The organism is Paracoccus indicus (genome assembly GCF_003056335.1).
Classification (GTDB): domain Bacteria; phylum Pseudomonadota; class Alphaproteobacteria; order Rhodobacterales; family Rhodobacteraceae; genus Paracoccus; species Paracoccus indicus.
This window is the reverse complement of the sequence record NZ_PYWA01000001.1, coordinates 96676-114033: the sequence shown is the minus strand read 5'-3', so window position 1 is coordinate 114033 and position 17358 is coordinate 96676. Positions and strand designations below refer to the sequence as shown.

Genomic DNA, 17358 nt, shown 5'->3' with positions numbered 1-17358 from the left:
CTTCATCGCCCCAGATAGACTTCGATCACGTCGGGATTGCGGGTCACATGGTCCAGCGAACCCTCGGCCAGGACAGATCCCTGATGCAGGACGGTCACCTTGCAGTTCAGGCGGCGCACGAAATCCATGTCATGTTCGACGACCACCACCGCGCGCGTCTGCGCCAGCCGCACCAGCAGCGCGGTGGTCAACTCGCGTTCGGCCAGCGTCATGCCCGCGGCGGGTTCGTCGACCAGCAGCAGGCGCGGTTCCTGCGCCAGCAGCATGCCGATCTCGAGCCATTGCTTCTGGCCATGGCTCAACTGGCCCGCCTGACGGTGGATGTGGTCGGAGAGGCCGACCTCGGCGGCCAGTTCGGTGACGCGGGCGCCGGTGACGGGGGCGGGGCGCCATGCCAGCACCGCAAAGGGGTTGCGGTTGGCCTTCAGCGCCATGATCAGATTGTCCTCGACCGTCTGATCCTCGAAGACGGTGGGGCGCTGGAACTTGCGGCCCACACCGGCGCGGGCGATCTGCGATTCGGTCATTTTCAGCAGGGATTTCGAGGTTTCGCCCCACAGGACCTGTCCCTTGTCGGGGCGGGTCTTGCCGGTGACGATATCCATGAAGGTGGTCTTGCCCGCACCGTTCGGGCCGATCACCGCGCGCAATTCGCACTCGCCGATGTTGAAGGACAGGTCGTTGATGGCGCGGAACCCGTCGAAGCTGACGGAGACTCCGCTGACTTCCAGAAGCGCGCTCATGCCTTGTCCTTTCGTGCGGGCATCAGGTCGAAGATGCCGGCGATGCCCTTGGGGGCGAAGAGGGTGACCAGCACGAAGGACAGGCCCAATGCTACCTGCCACCAGTCCACCCATTTGATGACATAGCCGGGCAGGGCGATGTCGGGCGCACGTCCGCCGGTGAACCAGCTGGACAGCAGCGACACGACCACCGCGCCGATGATCGCGCCATACAGCCGCCCCCGCCCGCCGATGGCCACCCAGACCGCCAGATAGATCGAGGCGATGGGCATCAGTTCGGCGGGGTTGATGATGCCCGCTTGCGGGTAATAGAGCGCGCCCGCGATGGCGGTGATCATGGCCGCAAGGGTGAAGACCAGCAGCTTGAACCCCTCGACCGGATAGCCAAGGAAACGCACACGGGTCTCGTCGTCGCGGATGGCGCGGATCACGCTGCCGAACTTGCCGCTGACGATCCAGGCGGCCAGCACATAGCACAGCCCCAGGGCCGCAGCCGACGCCCAAAGGAACCAGACCGAGACCTTGGCTTGACCGACGCCCTCCAGCCCCGGCAGGTTCTGCAGCCCCGACAGACCGTTGTTGCCGCGAAAGCCGCTGTCGTTCTGGAACAGCCACAGAGCCAGCGCCAGCGTCATCGCCTGCGTCAGGATCGACAGATAGACGCCGTTCACGCGGCTGCGGAAGGCCAGCCAGCCGAAGACCAGCGCCAGCAATCCGGGCGCGGCGACGACCAGCATCAGTTGCAGCGGCAGCGAATGCGCAAACGCCCATGTGGTCGGCAGATCAGCCGATCCGACGACGCCGAAAATTTGGTTTGCGGTGGCCTGCTGCAGCTCTAACGGCGTCGGGGGGATGGGGTTCTGTGCCAGGGATGCGGCAACGATATCCTCGGTCCGGGCATACATCAGCCACTGCCCGATCATGTAGCCGCCAAAGGCGAAGAACGCCATCTGGCCCAGGGACAGGATGCCCAGATAGCCCCAGACCAGATCCATGGCGACGGCGGCCAGCGCCAGGCAGAGGGTCTTGCCCAGCACCTTGACCATCGATGTCGGGATGACGCCGCTGCCATAGGCGTGGCTGAGCAGGGTGACGGCGATCGTGAAGGCCGTCAGCACGGCCAGCACCGGCAAGACCGAACGGTTGCGCAGGATGAAGGGGGTTCGCGTCATGGATCAGGCCTCTGCCGCGCGGCCCTTTTGCGGGATGATCCCACGGGGCCGGAACTGGATGAAGATGATGATGAAGAGGATCATGAAGGTCTGCGCCGCCAGCGTGTTGGCCGGGTTCAGCGATTCGATGATCTTGGACAGCCCGCCGATCAGCGCGGCACCGGCCAGCGTGCCCCAGATGTTGCCGACACCGCCGACGACCACCGTCATGAAGCTTTGCACGATATAGCCTTGGCCCAGTTCTGATGTGACCTGCGCGAACAGCCCGATGGCCACGCCTGCAATGCCCGCGATGCCCGACCCAAGGCCGAAGGTCATCATGGCGATGCGGTCGGGGTTGATGCCCATGGATGCCGCCATGCCGGGGTTCTGGGTGACGGCGCGGACCTCGAGGCCGAGGCGGGTGCGCTTCATGATGAACAGGAACAGCCCCAGGAACAGCAACGCCAGCACGAAGATCGCCACGCGGATCGAGCTGATCGAGATGACGTCGTTGATGGTAATCGACCCCTCCAGCCAGGCGGGCGCGGTCAGCGGACGGGCCTGCGTCCCGAAGATGTTCTTGGCCAGCTGCTGCAACGCGATCGAGACGCCGAAGGTCGCCAGCAGGGTCTCGAGCGGACGATGGGCCAGATGGCGGATGACCAAGCGGTAAAGGATCACCCCCGCTGCGAAGGTCACTGCAAAGGCCAAGGGCAGCGCCACCACCAGCGACAGCGTGCGGTCCGCGATCAGCGTCTGCACGGTATAGGCGGTATAGGCGCCCAGCATGATGAATTCGCCATGCGCCATGTTGATGACCCGCATGACGCCGAAGGTGACGGCCAGCCCGATCGCCGCCAGGAAATAGATCGAGGCCAGCGACAGCGCGTCCAGCCCCAGGTCGACGCCCTTCATCGCGCCAAGGCGGACCTCGGCACTGACCTGCGCGGCGCGGGCGGCGTCGGTCACATCGCTGTCGGGTTCGGCGTAAAGCTGGAAGAAGCGGTGGGCCTCCAGCGCCTCGCGCGCCTCGGATTCGGTGGCGGCGGGGGGGACGGCGCCCGAGGCCTCCAGCGCGTCATAGGTGGCATCGCGGATGTCGGGGTCGCCCAGATCGGCGACGGGGGTGCCTGCGACGCGGCCATCGACGATGTTGGCGGCCAGCGCCGCGCGTTGTTCGTCCGAGGTCATGAAGGGCTGCAGCGCGCCTTTGTCCACCAGAGCCGCCAGCGCATCGGCGCGGGGCAGGTCGTCGCCGACACGCAATTCGCGCGCGACATTGCCCTGCGGCGCGTCGGTATCGGCCACCAGCCGCGTGGCCAGCAGCGGGTTCAGCACGGCACGGAAATCCAGCGCGACATCGCCGGCCATCGCCTCGATCGCGGCGATGCGGGCGGCGGGGTCGGTGCCGTGCTGGATCGTCATCAGCTTTTCCAGCCGCGCCTTGCGGGCCGCCAGCACCGGGTCGGGGTCGTCCAGCGCGGCGCGCAGGGGGGGCAGCTGATCGGCATTGCCCGACCGTGCCAGCGTGTCCAGCGCCATGGCGCGGCGGGCGGGGTCGGGGTCGGTCAGCTGGCTGGCCACCAGCGCGCTTTCGATCACGCCCCGCACACCGGAATTGGGACGCAGGGGGCGGTCGTCGGGGGCGGCCATGCGATCACCGGTCAAGGCATCGACCGCGTCATCGCCATCGACGATCAGCAGATCGCCCGCGTCGGTCAACACCAGCTTGCGGTCCGCCCATGCCTGCAACAGTGCCAGCCCCTGCGGGCCGGTGGCCGCGATCCGGTCGACCAGCGGTCCCACCGTCCGGCGCGAGGGCTTTTCGATCTGGTCGATGCTGTCAGCTACCACCGCATCGAGCGATTGCGCCATGACGGCAAGGGGCATCAGCAGCGCCACGACAAGGGCTGCAATCAGGCGGAACCGAGGCACTGTGGGGGTATCCTTCCGAAATCAGGGATCGGGCGGCGCGGAGCCGCCCGATATCAGGTCAATAGTTCGACTGCTGCTGCACGCAGGCACCGGTATCGGTGTTGATCATGCCGCAATCCTTGTCCGCCCAATCGGCGTCCAGCACGGCGGATTCAGGCAGATAGTCGGTCCAGGCATCACCCGGCACGGGGTCGGTCTGGCTGACGATGTCGAACTGGCCGTCTTCGCGGATTTCTCCGATCAGGACGGGCTTGGTGATGTGGTGGTTGGGCAGGACCTGCGCGGTGCCGCCGGTCAGGTTCGGGACCTCGACCCCGACGATGGCATCAAGGACCGGGTCCACATCGGTGGTGCCTGCGGCCTCGACGGCGGCGACCCATGCGTTGAAGCCGATCATCGTGGCCTCCATCGGGTCGTTGGTCACGCGCTTGTCGTCGCCGGTGAATTCATGCCAGGCGGTGATGAATTCATCGTTCTGTTCGCTTTCCGCCGTCTGGAAATAGTTCCAGGCCGCCATGTGGCCGACAAGGTTGGTGGTATCCAGACCCGACAGCTCTTCCTCGCCCACGGAAAAGGCCATGACGGGGATGTCGTCGGCGGAAACGCCAGCCGCCGCCAGTTCCTTGTAGAAGCCGACATTCGCATCGCCGTTGATCGTGGATACGACACCGACCTTCTTGCCATCCGCGCCAAGCGCGACCACGTCGGCCACGATCTTGGACCAGTCGCTGTGGCCGAAGGGGGTGTAGTTGACGAAGATATCCTCATCCGCGACGCCGTTCGACTTCAGATAGGCGTCCAGAATATTGTTCGTCGTGCGGGGATAGACGTAATCCGTGCCCAGCAGCGCCCATTTCTCGACGCCCAGTTCCTCGGTCATGTAATCGACGGCGGGGATCGCCTGCTGGTTCGGGGCGGCGCCGGTATAGATGACGTTCTTCGAGGATTCCTCGCCCTCGTATTGCACGGGATAGAACAGCAGGCCGTTCAGCTCCTCGATCACCGGCAGGACGGATTTGCGGCTGACCGATGTCCAGCAGCCGAAGATCGCGTCCACGTCGCTGACGGTCAGCAGCTCGCGCGCCTTTTCGGCGAACAGAGGCCAGTCGGATGCGGGGTCGACGACCACCGCCTCCAGCGGGCGGCCAAGGACGCCGCCCTTGGCGTTCTGCTGTTCGACCAGCATCAGGACGGTGTCCTTCAGCGTGGTTTCGGAAATCGCCATCGTGCCAGAGAGCGAATGCAGCACGCCGATCTTGATGGGTTCGCCCTCTTGGGCCCAAGCGCCGCCTGCTGCCGTCAAGGCGCTGGTCAGCAACAACATTCTGGTAAATCCGGTCATTGTCACCCTTTCCTGCCGGCTCTGCGGCCGGTCTCCCTGTCGAACTTTTGAGGGGGTTTGCCCTCGCGGTTTCAAAAGGACGTGAAAACCGTGCAGTTGGACAGGAAAGGGGCAGTGTTTTTGGGGCAGCTGCGCAATGTGACGCGCGGGCAGGCAAGCTGCTGGGCAGCTGCCTGCGCCTTGGGCAGATCAGAGTGGCTTGGGGGTCAGCCCGCCCTGTTCGATCAGGAAATCGACGATCTGCTGGACGCCGCCGCCATGCCGCAGCTGAGCCATCACAACGGGCCGCGTGCCCCGTGCCGCCCGCGCATCGCTTTCCAGCAGGGTGGCATCGACGCCGACATGGGGGGCAAGATCGGTCTTGTTCACCACCAGCAGATCGGATCGCGCCAGCCCCGGTCCCCGCTTGCGCGGAATGTCCTGACCGGCGGCCGTGTCGATGACATAGATGGTCAGATCGGCCAGTTCGGGGCTGAAGGTCGCGGCCAGATTGTCACCACCCGATTCGATCAGCACTAGGTCCAGATCGGGAAAGGCCGCGTTCAGATCGGCGATGGCGGCCAGGTTGATGCTGGCATCCTCGCGGATGGCGGTATGGGGACAGCCGCCGGTTTCCACCCCGCGGATGCGTTCGACGGGCAGGACCTGCGCGCGCATCAGCGCCTCGGCATCCTCGCGCGTGTAGATGTCGTTGGTGACGACGGCCATCGACAGGCGCGGGGCCAGCGCGCGGGCCAGCTGTTCGGTCAGGGTGGTCTTGCCCGCACCGACAGGGCCGCCGATGCCGACGCGAAGGGGTCCGTTCAGGCTCATGATCGAAAGATCCTTGTGGTCATGGTTTCGTGACGCATCTGGGCGATATCCGCCCCCCAGGTGGCGCTGGCCAGATCGTCGGGGGTGGCGGTGGCAGCTGCGGTTGCGCGGGTCAGGATGGCGGGGTGCAGAGCGGCCAGCATCGCCTGACCCTGCACCGGTCCAAGCGGCATGAAGCGCACGGCGGCGCTGATCTGCGCTTGCACCTGAGCCAGCAGGAAGGCCGCGATGATCTCGGGCGCGGGTAGGGGCATTCCGGCGCAGGCGCGGCCAAAGGCGACGGGCAGGGCGGCGGGCGCTTGGTCGTTCCCCGTCAGCGCGGTGACATTGGCGTTAAAGGCGGTGCCTTGTTCAACGGTTTCCGACAGCCGTTCACAGGTCAGGCAGGCTGCGCGGGCCAGGTCGTCCAGCGCCGCGTGGTCGGCGTCGGGGGACAGTGCCAGCGCCACCAGCACGGCATCGGTCCAACCCGCGCCGTGGTCCAGCCAGTCCGACAGCCATTGTGGCAGGGCCGCGCGGGTGACGGCGCCCTGATCCATCGCCTGCTCCAGCCCCTGCGACCAGGCAAAGCCGCCCACCGGAAAGGCGGGCGACAGGAATTGCACCAGTTGCAGCCGGGCTGTTTCAGGCGTGGTCATGATGGTGGTGGTCGTGCCCATGATCGTTGCTGTGGGTGTCCGGACCGTGGTCATGACCGAAGGTGCGGCCATGGCCATAGGCGCCGCCCTCGGGGGTGAAGGGGGCGGTCGTCAGGGTCAGATCCGCACCCAGCTGTTCCAGCATGGCCTGCAGGACGTGGTCCTGGCGGATGACCAGATGGTTGTCCATGATCTGGCAGGGCGTGTGGCGGTTGCCGATATGCCATGCCAGCCGCGGCAGGGGGCCGCGCACCTCGATCACCGGTTCGGGGGCGGCGACGACCGCGATGCGGCGGCCATCGGACAGAGCGAAGGCATCGCCGTCGTTGACGCTGGTGACCTCGGGCAGGTCCAGCAGGAAGTCGCCGCCATCGAAGGCCAGGCGTTTGCGGCGCAGCAGGCGGGCGTCGTAATCCAGGCTGACCTCTCCGTCGAAGGGGCCGTGGGCCGCGCGGATTATGGAATGGGAATGGATCGTCATGTCTTGTCCTCAGAACAGGAAATAGCGCTGCGCCATCGGCAGTTCGCTGGCGGGTTCGCAGGTCAGCAGCTGCCCGTCGGCGCGAACCTCGTAGGTTTCGGGGTCGACCTCGATGTCGGGCATGGCGTCGTTCAGCACCATGTCGGATTTGCCGATGTCGCGGGTATGTTCCACGGGAATCAAGGTCTTGGACAGATTGCCCGCGGCCCCCGCATCCAGCCCCGCCCGGCTGACGAACATCGCCGAGGCGCGACCCGTATGCCCCCACATGGGACGGCTGAAGACCGGCTGCACGGGGATGGACCCGTTCGGATCACCCATCTGCGCCACGCTGATCTGACCGCCGACCAGCACCATTTCCGGCTTGACGCCGAAGAAGGCGGGCGACCACAGGACCAGATCGGCGCGCTTGCCCGGTGTGATTGACCCGATATGGGCGCTGACGCCATGGGCGATGGCGGGGTTGATGGTGTATTTCGCGATATAGCGGCGGGCGCGCAGATTGTCGTTGTCGCCCGTCTCGCCCTCCAGCCGGCCGCGCTGGCGGCGCATCTTGTCGGCGGTCTGCCAGGTGCGGATGATCACCTCTCCGATCCGGCCCATGGCTTGGCTGTCGGATGAGATGACGCTGAACGCGCCCAGATCGTGCAGGATATCCTCGGCGGCGATGGTCTCGCGGCGGATGCGGGATTCGGCGAAGGCCACGTCTTCGGGAACGCGGCGGTCCAGATGGTGGCAGACCATCAGCATGTCGAGGTGTTCCTCGATCGTGTTGCCGGTATAGGGCCGCGTCGGGTTCGTGGATGAGGGCAGGACGTTGCCCATGCCGACCATGCGGATGATGTCGGGCGCATGCCCACCGCCCGCGCCTTCGGTATGATAGGCGTGGATGGTGCGGCCATTGATCGCCGCCATCGTATCCTCGACGAAACCGGATTCGTTCAGCGTGTCGGTGTGGATCATCACCTGCACGTCCATCTGGTCGGCCACGGTCAGGCAGGTGTCGATGGCGGCGGGGGTGGTGCCCCAGTCCTCGTGCAGCTTCAGGGCGCAGGCACCGGCGCGGACCTGTTCCTCCAGGGGCGCGGGCTGGCTGGCGTTGCCCTTGCCCGCGATGCCGATATTGACGGGCAGTTCGGCGCAGGCCTCCAGCATGCGGGCGATGTGCCACGGTCCCGGCGTGCAGGTGGTGGCCAGCGTGCCATGCGCGGGCCCCGTGCCGCCGCCCAGCAGGGTGGTGACGCCCGAATGCAGCGCGTGTTCGACCTGTTGCGGGCAGATGTAGTGGATGTGGCAGTCGAAGCCGCCGGGCGTCAGGATGCGGCCCTCGCCTGCGATGATCTCGGTCCCCGGACCGATGATCAGCGTCACCCCGGGCTGGGTGTCGGGGTTGCCCGCCTTGCCGATGCCCGCGATGCGCCCGTCGCGCAGGCCGACATCGCCCTTGATGATGCCCTGATGGTCGAAGACGACGACGCCGGTGATGACCGTGTCCATCGCGCCGTCGGCCCGCGTGACCTGAGACTGCCCCATGCCGTCGCGGACAACCTTGCCGCCGCCGAACTTGACCTCTTCGCCGGGGGTGGTCAGGTCGCGTTCGACCTGGATCAGCAGTTCCGTGTCGGCAAGGCGGATGCGGTCGCCTGTGGTGGGGCCGTAGAGCGCCGCGTAATCGGCGCGCGAAAGCGTGGTCATGTCAGCGCCCCCATGATGTCCTTGCGAAAGCCCTGCACGATGCGGTCACCGGCGTAACCCACCAGCGTGACCTGCCGCGATTGGCCCGGTTCGAAGCGCACGGCGGTGCCTGCCGGAATCGCCAGACGCATCCCGCGGGCGGCTTTCCGGTCGAAGTCCAGACCGGGGTTGGTTTCGGCGAAGTGGTAGTGGCTGCCGACCTGGATGGGCCGGTCGCCGGTATTGGCCACCATCAGGTCGATGGTCGGGCGGCCCTCGTTCAGGGTGATGTCGCCGGGGGCGGGCAGGATCTCTCCGGGGATCATGGCTCAGCCCGCCATGACAAGGGCCAGGCCCGCGACCGAGGTCGCCCCGCCCAGCATCCGCAGCGCCAGGGCACTGCGTGCTGCACGCCCAAGCGCGATGCCCAGCAGATGCAGCCCCATGGTCGCCGCGGCGAAACCTGCCGCGTAAAGCGCCGCGCCTTGAGCGGGACCTTCCGCGCCATGGGCCCAGCCATGGGCCGCGCCGAAGACTGCCACCATCGGCACTAGGGCCACCATCGGCAGCCGCATCGCCATGGCGACCAGCACGCCCAGGATCACCACCGAGGCCAGGATCATCGGCTCGACCCCGGCCAGGGGATTGCCCCCCGCCAGAAGCCCGCCCGCGATCATCGCGCCCACAAAGCTGACCGGCAGCGCCAAGATCGCCCGTCCGCCCATCTGGGCGGCCAGCAGACCGATCGCCAGCATCGCCAGCAGGTGATCCGCCCCCGAGACGGGATGGGACAGCCCTTGGATCAGCGGGCTGCCATGGTCGATGTGACCGGGATGGGCGAAGGCCGTGGCGGGCAGCAGGGTCGCGGCGGCGATTGCGGACAGTTTTCTCATTCAGGCCTCCTGGCGGATCGGGTGGTGGACGGTGACCAGCTTGGTGCCGTCGGGAAAGGTGGCCTCGACCTGCACGGATTCGATCATCTGCGGGATGCCCGGCATGCATTGATCGGCGGTGATGACATGGGCACCAGCCTGCATCAGGTCGGCGACGCTGCGACCGTCGCGCGCGCCCTCGACGACGAAATCGGTGATCAGGGCGATGGCCTCGGGGTGGTTTAGCTTGACGCCGCGCTGAAGGCGGCCACGCGCGACCATGGCCGCGACGGATATCAGCAGTTTCTCGCGTTCGCGGGGGGAAAGGTTCATGTCAGACCTGCCAGATACGGGGAAGGGGATCGGGACGCAGCGCGCCCAGCAGTCGGTTCACCTGCCGCCGCAGCGGCCAGTTGTCATGGGACAGGATGCGCAGGCACAGCCGCCCCGGCAGGGCGCTGGCGGCGGCGGTCACGCCCGGTTCGTCCAGCGCCGCCCGCGCACGCGGCAGCAGATCGGCGGCATCGGGGGCGATGACCGCCATGCTGGCCATGACCCGCGCGCCGGCCAGCATGGCAGGGTCGTTCAGGCGGGGCAGGGCGGCGTCATCCAACGCCAATGCGTCATGGTGGATCACCCGGCCGTCGCGGCGTACCACGCGGCGGTCGCGCAGATGCAGGCGGCTGACGGTCTCACCCATGGCCAGACGGCCCAAGACCAGGATCTCCAACAACATGCAGCCCGCGTCGCCCGTCAGATCGACCTGCGTGTCGCGTTCCAGCCGGGCATTGTCATAGAGGATGGTTTCCTGGGGCAGCCAATCCAGCCAGCCGCCCTTGCCGACGCTCAGCGCGAGCTGCGCACGGGCTGGGGCATCATTGGCGCGATAGGCGCGTTCGGCGGTCTGGGTCGTCGCCAGGGCCCGCGTGCCGTCCCGCAGATCGACCGCGAAGCGCAGGCGGTCACCCGATGCCAACCCGCCCGAGGTGTTCAGGAAGACGATCTCGGGCAGGCCCTTGGTCATGCGCGGCAGCTGCGCCTTGGCCGAGCCCTGCTGCGCCAGATCGATCAGCCCGCGCGGTCCCATGACGACATGCGCCGCCCCATGGCTGCGCTGCATCTTGGTCGCTTGTGTGGCCGTGTCGAACATATGGGCAAGGGGCGCGCGGGGACGTGCAAGGTCAACTGCGTTCGGCCTTGAATTTGCTTGTCAGGCGGGCATCGCCTGACCGAATGCATATGGAATGGGCAACATGCCTGCACGATGGGCGGTGTCAGGCTGGCTGGTCCAGCATGGCGTGCAGCAGGCGCTTACGGGCCGGGGGGATGGCGCGGATCTCGACCCCGGTGAAGACATGCATGGTCCGCAGCGTCGGATCGACTACGGCGTGATCGCTGACCCAGCCCCCCATCGCCAGATAGCTGCGCAGCAGCGGCGGCATGGCGGCCATCGCCTGCCGCGGGTCGGGCTTGCGCAGCCGCAGGGCGCGGGCAAAGCGAAAGACCTTGGGCGCCTTGACGCGGGGCCACCAGCGGCGCGGGGCCAGGTGGCGTTCCTTGAGCATGGCGAAGGCCTCGGCATGGGGCTCGGGTTCGCAGCCCGTGAAGCTTGAGCATCCGAACAGCATCTCGACCCCGGTCTGATCGACGAAGCGGGTCAGCGCCGCCCATGCCAGCCGCACGATGTCGGGGTCGTGGATGTCGGGATGGATGCAGAAGCGCCCCATCTCGACCATCGGGCCGTCGAAGCGGCCCAGGGCGGCCAGGTCGTAGAATTGCGCCGAATAGCTGCGCGCGATCTGCGAGCCGTCGCTGAGCGGCAGGAAGCGGAAGCAGCAGATCAGCCGCCCCGTCGCCACCTGTTCGATCATCATGTGGCTGCAATCGTCGTCAAGCGCGTCGCGGTCCAGGCTGACGCCGTCGTCATCCTGCCCTTCGCGGGCCATGAAGCAGGTCCAGCGCAGCCTCTGGGTGGCCTGCAGGTCGGCGGGCGTTTCGGCCAGACGTGCCCGGTAGAGACCCCTGGTGATCGGCTGCATGGCGTGACCCCTTGGCTGAAGCTGCGGACAGTATAACCCGCCCATGTGTCGAAATCACGAATTGCCGACGCGTGGCCGGAAAAAGACGCGCGATCTGCCTCAGTCCTCGTCACTTCCGGTATCGCCCAGCATGCCCTCGACGTAGATGCGGCGGACCAGCAGCATCGTCACGATCAGCAGGGGGGCGGCCAGGATCACCCCGGCGAAGCCGAAGAGCGCACCGAAGGCCATGATGGCGATGATGGTCAGCGCCGGGGGCAGATGGACCGCATAGCTCTGGATCAGGGGCATCAGGATGTTGCCCTCGAACATCTGGATGGCGGTGAACAGAAGTGCGACGTAAAGCGCCGAATCGAAGCCCTGCGACAGGGCGAACAGCGCCGCGATCCCGCCCGAGAAGACCGGCCCGATGATCGGCACGATGTTGGTGATGCCCGCGATCAGCGCCAGCAGCAACGCCAGCGGCACCCCCAGCAGCCACAGCCCGACCCCCGCCAGCACGGCGACGATGGCCATGTCCAGCGCCTGTCCCGCCATCCAGCGGCCCAGTTGGTCGCCCAGCTCGGCCAGGATGTGGCGGGCGCGCGGGCGGTGCGCGGGCGGCACAAGGCGGATGGCGCCGCGGCGATAGGTGGGCGCGTCGAGGGCTACGAAGATCGCCACCATGATCATCAGCAGGACCGACGACAGCCCACCAAGCATCATGTTCAGCATGCCGGTCAGCTTGCCCATGATGTCGGGAATGTTGCCCGCCAGCTTCGAGGCGCCCTGTTCCATCTGGTCCGAGGCCTCAACCTGCTCGCGGATCACCGAGGCGATGGGATTGCCCGAGGCCCATTCCCGCACCCGGTCCCAGGACTTCGGCAGGCCCTGCACCAGCTGCCCGAACTGATCGGCGACGGGCTGACCGGCCAGCATGACGACCAGCGCCACGACCGCCACGAAGGCCAAGACGACGGTCAGCACGCCCAGCTTGATGTTCAGCCCCAGGTGACGGTGCAGCCCCTGCGCACCCGCCCGCAGCGCGATGGCGATCAGCACCGCGCCGAAGGCCAGCATCAGGATGTTCGACCAGAACCAGGCGGCCGCGATCAGGATCGCCAATGCGGCCGCGGTGGTCATGGTCCCGAGCGTCAGGCGGCGGGGTTCGGCGTCATGTCGGATGGGCGATTGATCGGGCATGGTGGTCCTGCGCGTCGGGGTGATGGCCTTCCAACCGCTGCCGCCGCCAGATGTTCCACGGGGGGCCTGCGAAACCCATGGCCCGTCTTGCCCGATGCGGGCGACCCTGTTATGCGGACGCGGATTTCAGTTCACGGCGGGCCTTTCCCGCCCGTCAGACAAGGGATGACCCAATGGCCACCGAACGCACGCTTTCCATCATCAAGCCCGACGCCACCCGCCGCAACCTGACCGGCAAGATCAACGCCAAGTTCGAGGATGCCGGCCTGCGCATCGTCGCCCAGAAGCGCATCAAGCTGTCGGCCGAGCAGGCAGGCAAGTTCTACGAAGTCCACAAGGACCGCCCCTTCTATGGCGAGCTGGTCGAGTTCATGGCCTCGGAACCGGTCGTCGTGCAGGTTCTGGAAGGTGACAACGCCATCGCAAAGAACCGCGAAGTGATGGGCGCCACCAACCCCGAGAACGCCGATGCCGGCACCATCCGCAAGGAATTCGCGCTGTCGATGGGCGAGAACTCGGTCCACGGTTCGGACGCCCCCGAAACCGCCAAGGAAGAGATCGCCTTCTTCTTCTCGGGTCTTGAACTGGTCGGCTGATCGCCACCTGCGACGGATCGGAAAGGGGCCCCTTCGGGGGCCCTTTTTCATGCGCCGATCGTGGGCTTGGTTGCGGGAAGATGGCGGGCAGGCTATTGCCTTGGGCAACGATCAAACAAATTGGGGATCAAGATGCGGGCATTCGTGTTTCCGGGACAAGGGGCGCAGACCGTCGGCATGGGGCGCGAACTGGCCGAGGCCTATCCCGCCGCACGCGATGTTTTCGACGAGGTCGACGAGGCGCTTGGCGAAAAGCTGTCGCAGCTGATCTGGGAAGGTGACGCCGAGACGCTGACCCTGACGCAGAACGCGCAACCGGCGCTGATGGCGACCTCGATCGCGGCCTTCCGCGCGATGGAGGCCGAGGGCATCAACATCACCGACGCCGATTTCGTGGCCGGCCATTCGCTTGGCGAATACTCCGCACTGTGTGCCGCGGGCGCGCTGACGCTGTCGGACACCGCCCGCCTGCTGCGCCTGCGCGGCCAGGCCATGCAAGAGGCCGTGCCCGTGGGCGTCGGTGCCATGGCCGCCATCCTGGGCCTTGACTTCGAGACCGTGGACCGCATCGCACGCGATGTGGGCGGCGATGAGGTCGTGCAGGCCGCCAATGACAACGACCCGGCGCAGGTGGTGATCTCGGGCCACAAAGGGGCAGTCGAACAGGCCATGGCCGCCATGAAGGAAGCCGGCGCCAAGCGGGCGCTGCTGCTGCCCGTCTCGGCGCCCTTCCATTCGGTGCTGATGCAGCCTGCCGCCGCCGTCATGGCCGATGCGCTGGCCGGCGTCGACATCCAGGCCCCCGCCGTGCCGCTGATCGCCAACGTGCGCGCCGAACCCGTGATCGAGCCGGGCGCCATCCGCCGTCTGCTGGTCGAACAGGTGACCGGAACCGTGCGCTGGCGCGAATCCATGGCCAACCTGGCCGAGGGCGGCGTGACCGAGTTCTGGGAGATCGGCGCAGGCAAGGCGCTGTCGGGCATGATCAAGCGCATCGTAAAGGATGCGACCGTCCGCAACATCGGCGCACCCGCCGATATCGCGGCGCTGAAGGCATAAGACATGACACGACTGGATGAGGCGAAGATGTTCGATCTGACGGGTAAGACGGCGCTGGTGACCGGCGCTTCGGGCGGTATCGGCGGCGCGATCGCCACGGCGCTGCATGGTGCGGGGGCGACCGTCGCCCTGTCCGGCACGCGCGAGGCCCCCTTGCGCGAACTGGCCGATACCTTGGGCGACCGCGCGCATGTGGTTCTGGCGAACCTGGGCGATCCCGAATCGGTGGCGGCGCTTCCCAAGGCCGCGGCCGAGGCGATGGGCGGCATCGATGTGCTCGTCAACAACGCGGGCATCACGCGCGACAACCTGTTCATGCGCATGTCCGACGACGAATGGGCGCAGGTGATGGACGTGAACCTGACCAGCGTTTTCAAGCTGTCGCGCAGTGTCCTGCGCGGCATGATGAAGGCGCGTTGGGGACGGATCGTCAACATCACCTCGGTCGTGGGATCGACGGGAAATCCGGGGCAGGGCAATTACGCCGCCGCCAAGGCCGGTCTGGTCGGCATGTCGAAATCGCTGGCCTATGAGGTCGCAAGCCGCGGCATCACCGTGAACTGCGTCGCGCCGGGCTTCATCGCAACGCCCATGACCGACAAGCTGACCGATGACCAGAAGTCCAAGATCCTGACCCAGATCCCCGCGGGCCAGATGGGCAGCCCCGACGACATCGGCGCGGCGGTCCTCTATCTGGCCAGCCCGCAGGCAGGCTATGTCACCGGCACCACCTTGCACGTGAACGGCGGCATGGCGATGATCTGACGGGCTTTGACCTGCATGCAACGCCGATCCGGATCTGATGCGAAAGCGGTTGCATGAAGGTTCATGGGTGCTATATCCCCGGCTTTAGCAGCAGGGGAACCGCCCTGTGCTGAATCGGGCCGCTTGCCCGAGCAAAAAATGGGCGGATGCCCGCGAAATGAGGATATGACATGAGCGATATCGCTGATCGCGTGAAGAAGATCGTAGTCGAGCACCTGGGTGTTGACGAAGACAAGGTGGTCGAATCCGCTTCGTTCATCGACGATCTGGGTGCCGACAGCCTCGACACCGTCGAGCTGGTTATGGCCTTCGAAGAAGAGTTCGGGATCGAGATCCCCGACGACGCCGCTGAAACCATCCAGACGGTTGGCGATGCAGTGAGCTTCATCAAGGGCGCGGTCTGATCCGACGCTTGCGGTTGCCCCGCCAAGGGGCAACGTCCAAGACGGCGCTTCCCGCAAGGGGGCGCCGTTTTTTCATGCCCGGTTCCCCGGCCCCGCACCTGTGGTGGAACCTGCGTCCTGTCCTTCGGGTTGTAGGCCCGAATGACGACAAAGGAGCTTACCATGGCTGTGAACCTGAAGGGGCTGACCGACAACGCCCGCAAGACCGCGATCTCGGAACTGAACGCCCGTCTGGCCGACGGGTTGGCGCTGTCGCTGGCCATCAAGCAGGCGCATTGGAACATGAAGGGCATCAACTTCATCGCCGTCCATGAATTCGTCGACGGAGTGAATGCCCGGTTGAACGAACACCTGGACACCTTCGCCGAACGCATCCAGATCCTGGACGGCGTGGCCATCGGAACGGCTGAAAACATCGCCAGGGAATCGACGCTGAAGCCCTATCCGACCGATGTGACCAAGGTGAACGACCACATCAAGGAGTTGTGCGACCGCTTGCGCGACCATGGTGAAAACCTGCGCAAGGCCATCGACATCACCGACGAAGCCGGCGAGGCCGATACCGCCGACATCTTCACCGCCGCCTCGCGGACGGCGGACAAGGATCTGTGGTTCCTGGAAAGCCACTTGGAATAACCGCCGACCCAGTGGAAAAGGGCGCCCCTGCCGGGCGCCCTTTTCGTTTCTGACGTCGGGTTCAGCGACCCAGCTTGGCGTGAACCTCGTCGATGTCGACCTCGGCCACGGCGAACTTGTTGTCGGGATCGTCGAAGTCGTATTTGAACAGCTGGAAATCGTCCTTGTAGATTTCCCAGATCAGGTGACGTGACAGATCGTCGAAATATTCGCTGACCTTATGGGCGCGCTTGGAGCCATGCCCTTCGGATTCGTTGAAGCGCGGCACCTGCTCAAGGTCCATCTGCACCTTGGTATCGGCCTGGTCCAGCACCTTCCGCATGCCCTCGTTGAAGGATTCGGTGTGGAAAATCTGATCGTAGCGGCCGCCGTTCACGATGAAGGTTGCGATATGACCCGACATGGCGGACCAATGGATGTCGGGCTCCATCGGCTTGCGGAAGCGGATGGTATCGCGGGCGAACAGCAGAAAACGACGGAAGCTGGCAACCTGGTCGAATTCGAAGTCGTTTTCGGGGCTGCCCACGTCGATGCCGTAACGCTGGATCAACTGCGGCACCAGGTTGCCGCGATAGCGGCGGCCATTGCGCTGAATGCCGGCGATCTTGTCGAAGAAGGACGACAGGATGCGCGCATAGGGGTTGCGGACGCAGGTGAAGGTAACCGCCTCATGCGCGCGGACGGCGCGTTCGATGGGGTCGTGGCTGTGTTCCTGGGCCCATTTGTGCATGCCCTCGGTCGCATCGTGGATATCGCCGTCGAAGAAGCGACCGTGATCCGAATGGAACATGATCTGACCGATGGTCGAGCACGCGCATTTCGGCACGACCCGATAGATCATGCTTTCACTTTCCGTCATCCAGACGCCGGGAAAACCCATGTGCGTACCACTCCGAAATTGCCGGCATCCGACCCGATGAAATTGGACTGGCGGGTCGTGCTGCTTGTCCCAACGTTAAAAATCGTTACACACTCAAAGCAAAACTGACAGAGTTTTTCAACGTCTTACGTCAAGGCGCGTGCAA

20 protein-coding genes are annotated in these 17358 nt (G+C 65.9%); 5 read left to right on the top strand and 15 right to left on the bottom strand.

Features of this window, described 5'->3' with window-relative positions; all coding sequences use genetic code 11:
• Positions 1-2 precede the first annotated feature (2 nt).
• The 14 genes from urtD to DDE75_RS00515 form a co-directional block, all read right to left on the bottom strand.
• Positions 3-743 carry an urea ABC transporter ATP-binding protein UrtD gene (gene urtD / locus DDE75_RS00580; RefSeq protein ID WP_108500454.1) on the bottom strand — a complete coding sequence of 247 codons (741 nt, stop codon included), beginning with the start codon at positions 741-743 and terminating at the stop codon, positions 3-5.
• Positions 740-1915, bottom strand: a complete 1176-nt coding sequence (gene urtC / locus DDE75_RS00575) for an urea ABC transporter permease subunit UrtC (RefSeq protein ID WP_108500453.1) — start codon at positions 1913-1915, stop codon at positions 740-742. The genes urtD and urtC overlap by 4 nt, the downstream gene beginning before the upstream one ends.
• A gap of 3 nt (positions 1916-1918) precedes the next feature.
• Positions 1919-3787, bottom strand: a complete 1869-nt coding sequence (urtB, locus tag DDE75_RS00570) for an urea ABC transporter permease subunit UrtB (RefSeq protein ID WP_108500860.1) — start codon at positions 3785-3787, stop codon at positions 1919-1921.
• A 103-nt stretch (positions 3788-3890) separates the two neighbouring features.
• Positions 3891-5156 carry an urea ABC transporter substrate-binding protein gene (gene urtA / locus DDE75_RS00565; RefSeq protein ID WP_245894570.1) on the bottom strand — a complete coding sequence of 422 codons (1266 nt, stop codon included), beginning with the start codon at positions 5154-5156 and terminating at the stop codon, positions 3891-3893.
• 207 nt (positions 5157-5363) lie between these two features.
• Positions 5364-5987, bottom strand: a complete 624-nt coding sequence (ureG, locus tag DDE75_RS00560; protein WP_108500451.1) for an urease accessory protein UreG — start codon at positions 5985-5987, stop codon at positions 5364-5366.
• Positions 5984-6625: an urease accessory protein UreF gene (locus DDE75_RS00555; RefSeq protein ID WP_245894569.1), complete on the bottom strand. Its 642-nt coding sequence runs from the start codon at positions 6623-6625 to the stop codon at positions 5984-5986. The genes ureG and DDE75_RS00555 overlap by 4 nt, the downstream gene beginning before the upstream one ends.
• A complete protein-coding gene (locus DDE75_RS00550; RefSeq protein WP_108500449.1) occupies positions 6612-7106 on the bottom strand; it encodes an urease accessory protein UreE in 495 nt (164 codons plus the stop codon). Before DDE75_RS00550 ends, DDE75_RS00555 begins: the two co-directional genes overlap by 14 nt.
• Positions 7107-7115: 9 nt before the next feature.
• A complete protein-coding gene (ureC, locus tag DDE75_RS00545; RefSeq protein ID WP_108500448.1) occupies positions 7116-8801 on the bottom strand; it encodes an urease subunit alpha in 1686 nt (561 codons plus the stop codon).
• On the bottom strand, positions 8798-9106 hold the full coding sequence (locus DDE75_RS00540; RefSeq protein ID WP_108500447.1) for an urease subunit beta: 309 nt from the start codon (positions 9104-9106) through the stop codon (positions 8798-8800). Before DDE75_RS00540 ends, ureC begins: the two co-directional genes overlap by 4 nt.
• 3 nt (positions 9107-9109) lie before the next feature.
• A complete protein-coding gene (locus DDE75_RS00535) occupies positions 9110-9673 on the bottom strand; it encodes a HupE/UreJ family protein (protein WP_108500446.1) in 564 nt (187 codons plus the stop codon).
• Positions 9674-9985, bottom strand: coding sequence for an urease subunit gamma (locus tag DDE75_RS00530; RefSeq protein WP_108500445.1), 312 nt, complete (start codon positions 9983-9985; stop codon positions 9674-9676).
• Between the two features lies 1 nt (position 9986).
• Positions 9987-10802 carry an urease accessory protein UreD gene (locus DDE75_RS00525; RefSeq protein WP_108500444.1) on the bottom strand — a complete coding sequence of 272 codons (816 nt, stop codon included), beginning with the start codon at positions 10800-10802 and terminating at the stop codon, positions 9987-9989.
• 124 nt (positions 10803-10926) lie between these two features.
• Positions 10927-11691: a GNAT family N-acetyltransferase gene (locus tag DDE75_RS00520; protein WP_108500443.1), complete on the bottom strand. Its 765-nt coding sequence runs from the start codon at positions 11689-11691 to the stop codon at positions 10927-10929.
• Between the two features lie 99 nt (positions 11692-11790).
• A complete protein-coding gene (locus DDE75_RS00515) occupies positions 11791-12813 on the bottom strand; it encodes an AI-2E family transporter (protein WP_211659273.1) in 1023 nt (340 codons plus the stop codon).
• 233 nt (positions 12814-13046) lie between these two features.
• On the opposite strand from DDE75_RS00515, the gene ndk reads away from it, so the two are divergent.
• From ndk to dps, 5 genes are all read left to right on the top strand, one after another.
• Positions 13047-13469, top strand: a complete 423-nt coding sequence (gene ndk, locus DDE75_RS00510) for a nucleoside-diphosphate kinase (protein WP_108500441.1) — start codon at positions 13047-13049, stop codon at positions 13467-13469.
• Positions 13470-13601: 132 nt separating this feature from the next.
• Positions 13602-14528, top strand: a complete 927-nt coding sequence (fabD, locus tag DDE75_RS00505; protein WP_108500859.1) for an ACP S-malonyltransferase — start codon at positions 13602-13604, stop codon at positions 14526-14528.
• Between the two features lie 27 nt (positions 14529-14555).
• A complete protein-coding gene (fabG, locus tag DDE75_RS00500; RefSeq protein ID WP_108500440.1) occupies positions 14556-15293 on the top strand; it encodes a 3-oxoacyl-ACP reductase FabG in 738 nt (245 codons plus the stop codon).
• Positions 15294-15463: 170 nt separating this feature from the next.
• A complete protein-coding gene (locus DDE75_RS00495) occupies positions 15464-15697 on the top strand; it encodes an acyl carrier protein (RefSeq protein WP_072296443.1) in 234 nt (77 codons plus the stop codon).
• A 141-nt stretch (positions 15698-15838) separates the two neighbouring features.
• On the top strand, positions 15839-16333 hold the full coding sequence (gene dps / locus DDE75_RS00490; RefSeq protein WP_272482556.1) for a DNA starvation/stationary phase protection protein Dps: 495 nt from the start codon (positions 15839-15841) through the stop codon (positions 16331-16333).
• A gap of 61 nt (positions 16334-16394) precedes the next feature.
• On the opposite strand, the gene DDE75_RS00485 is transcribed toward dps, so the two are convergent.
• The gene (locus DDE75_RS00485; RefSeq protein WP_108500438.1) at positions 16395-17213 is read right to left on the bottom strand and encodes a sulfotransferase family protein; all 819 of its coding nucleotides are present in this window, start codon (positions 17211-17213) and stop codon (positions 16395-16397) included.
• Positions 17214-17358: the final 145 nt, after the last annotated feature.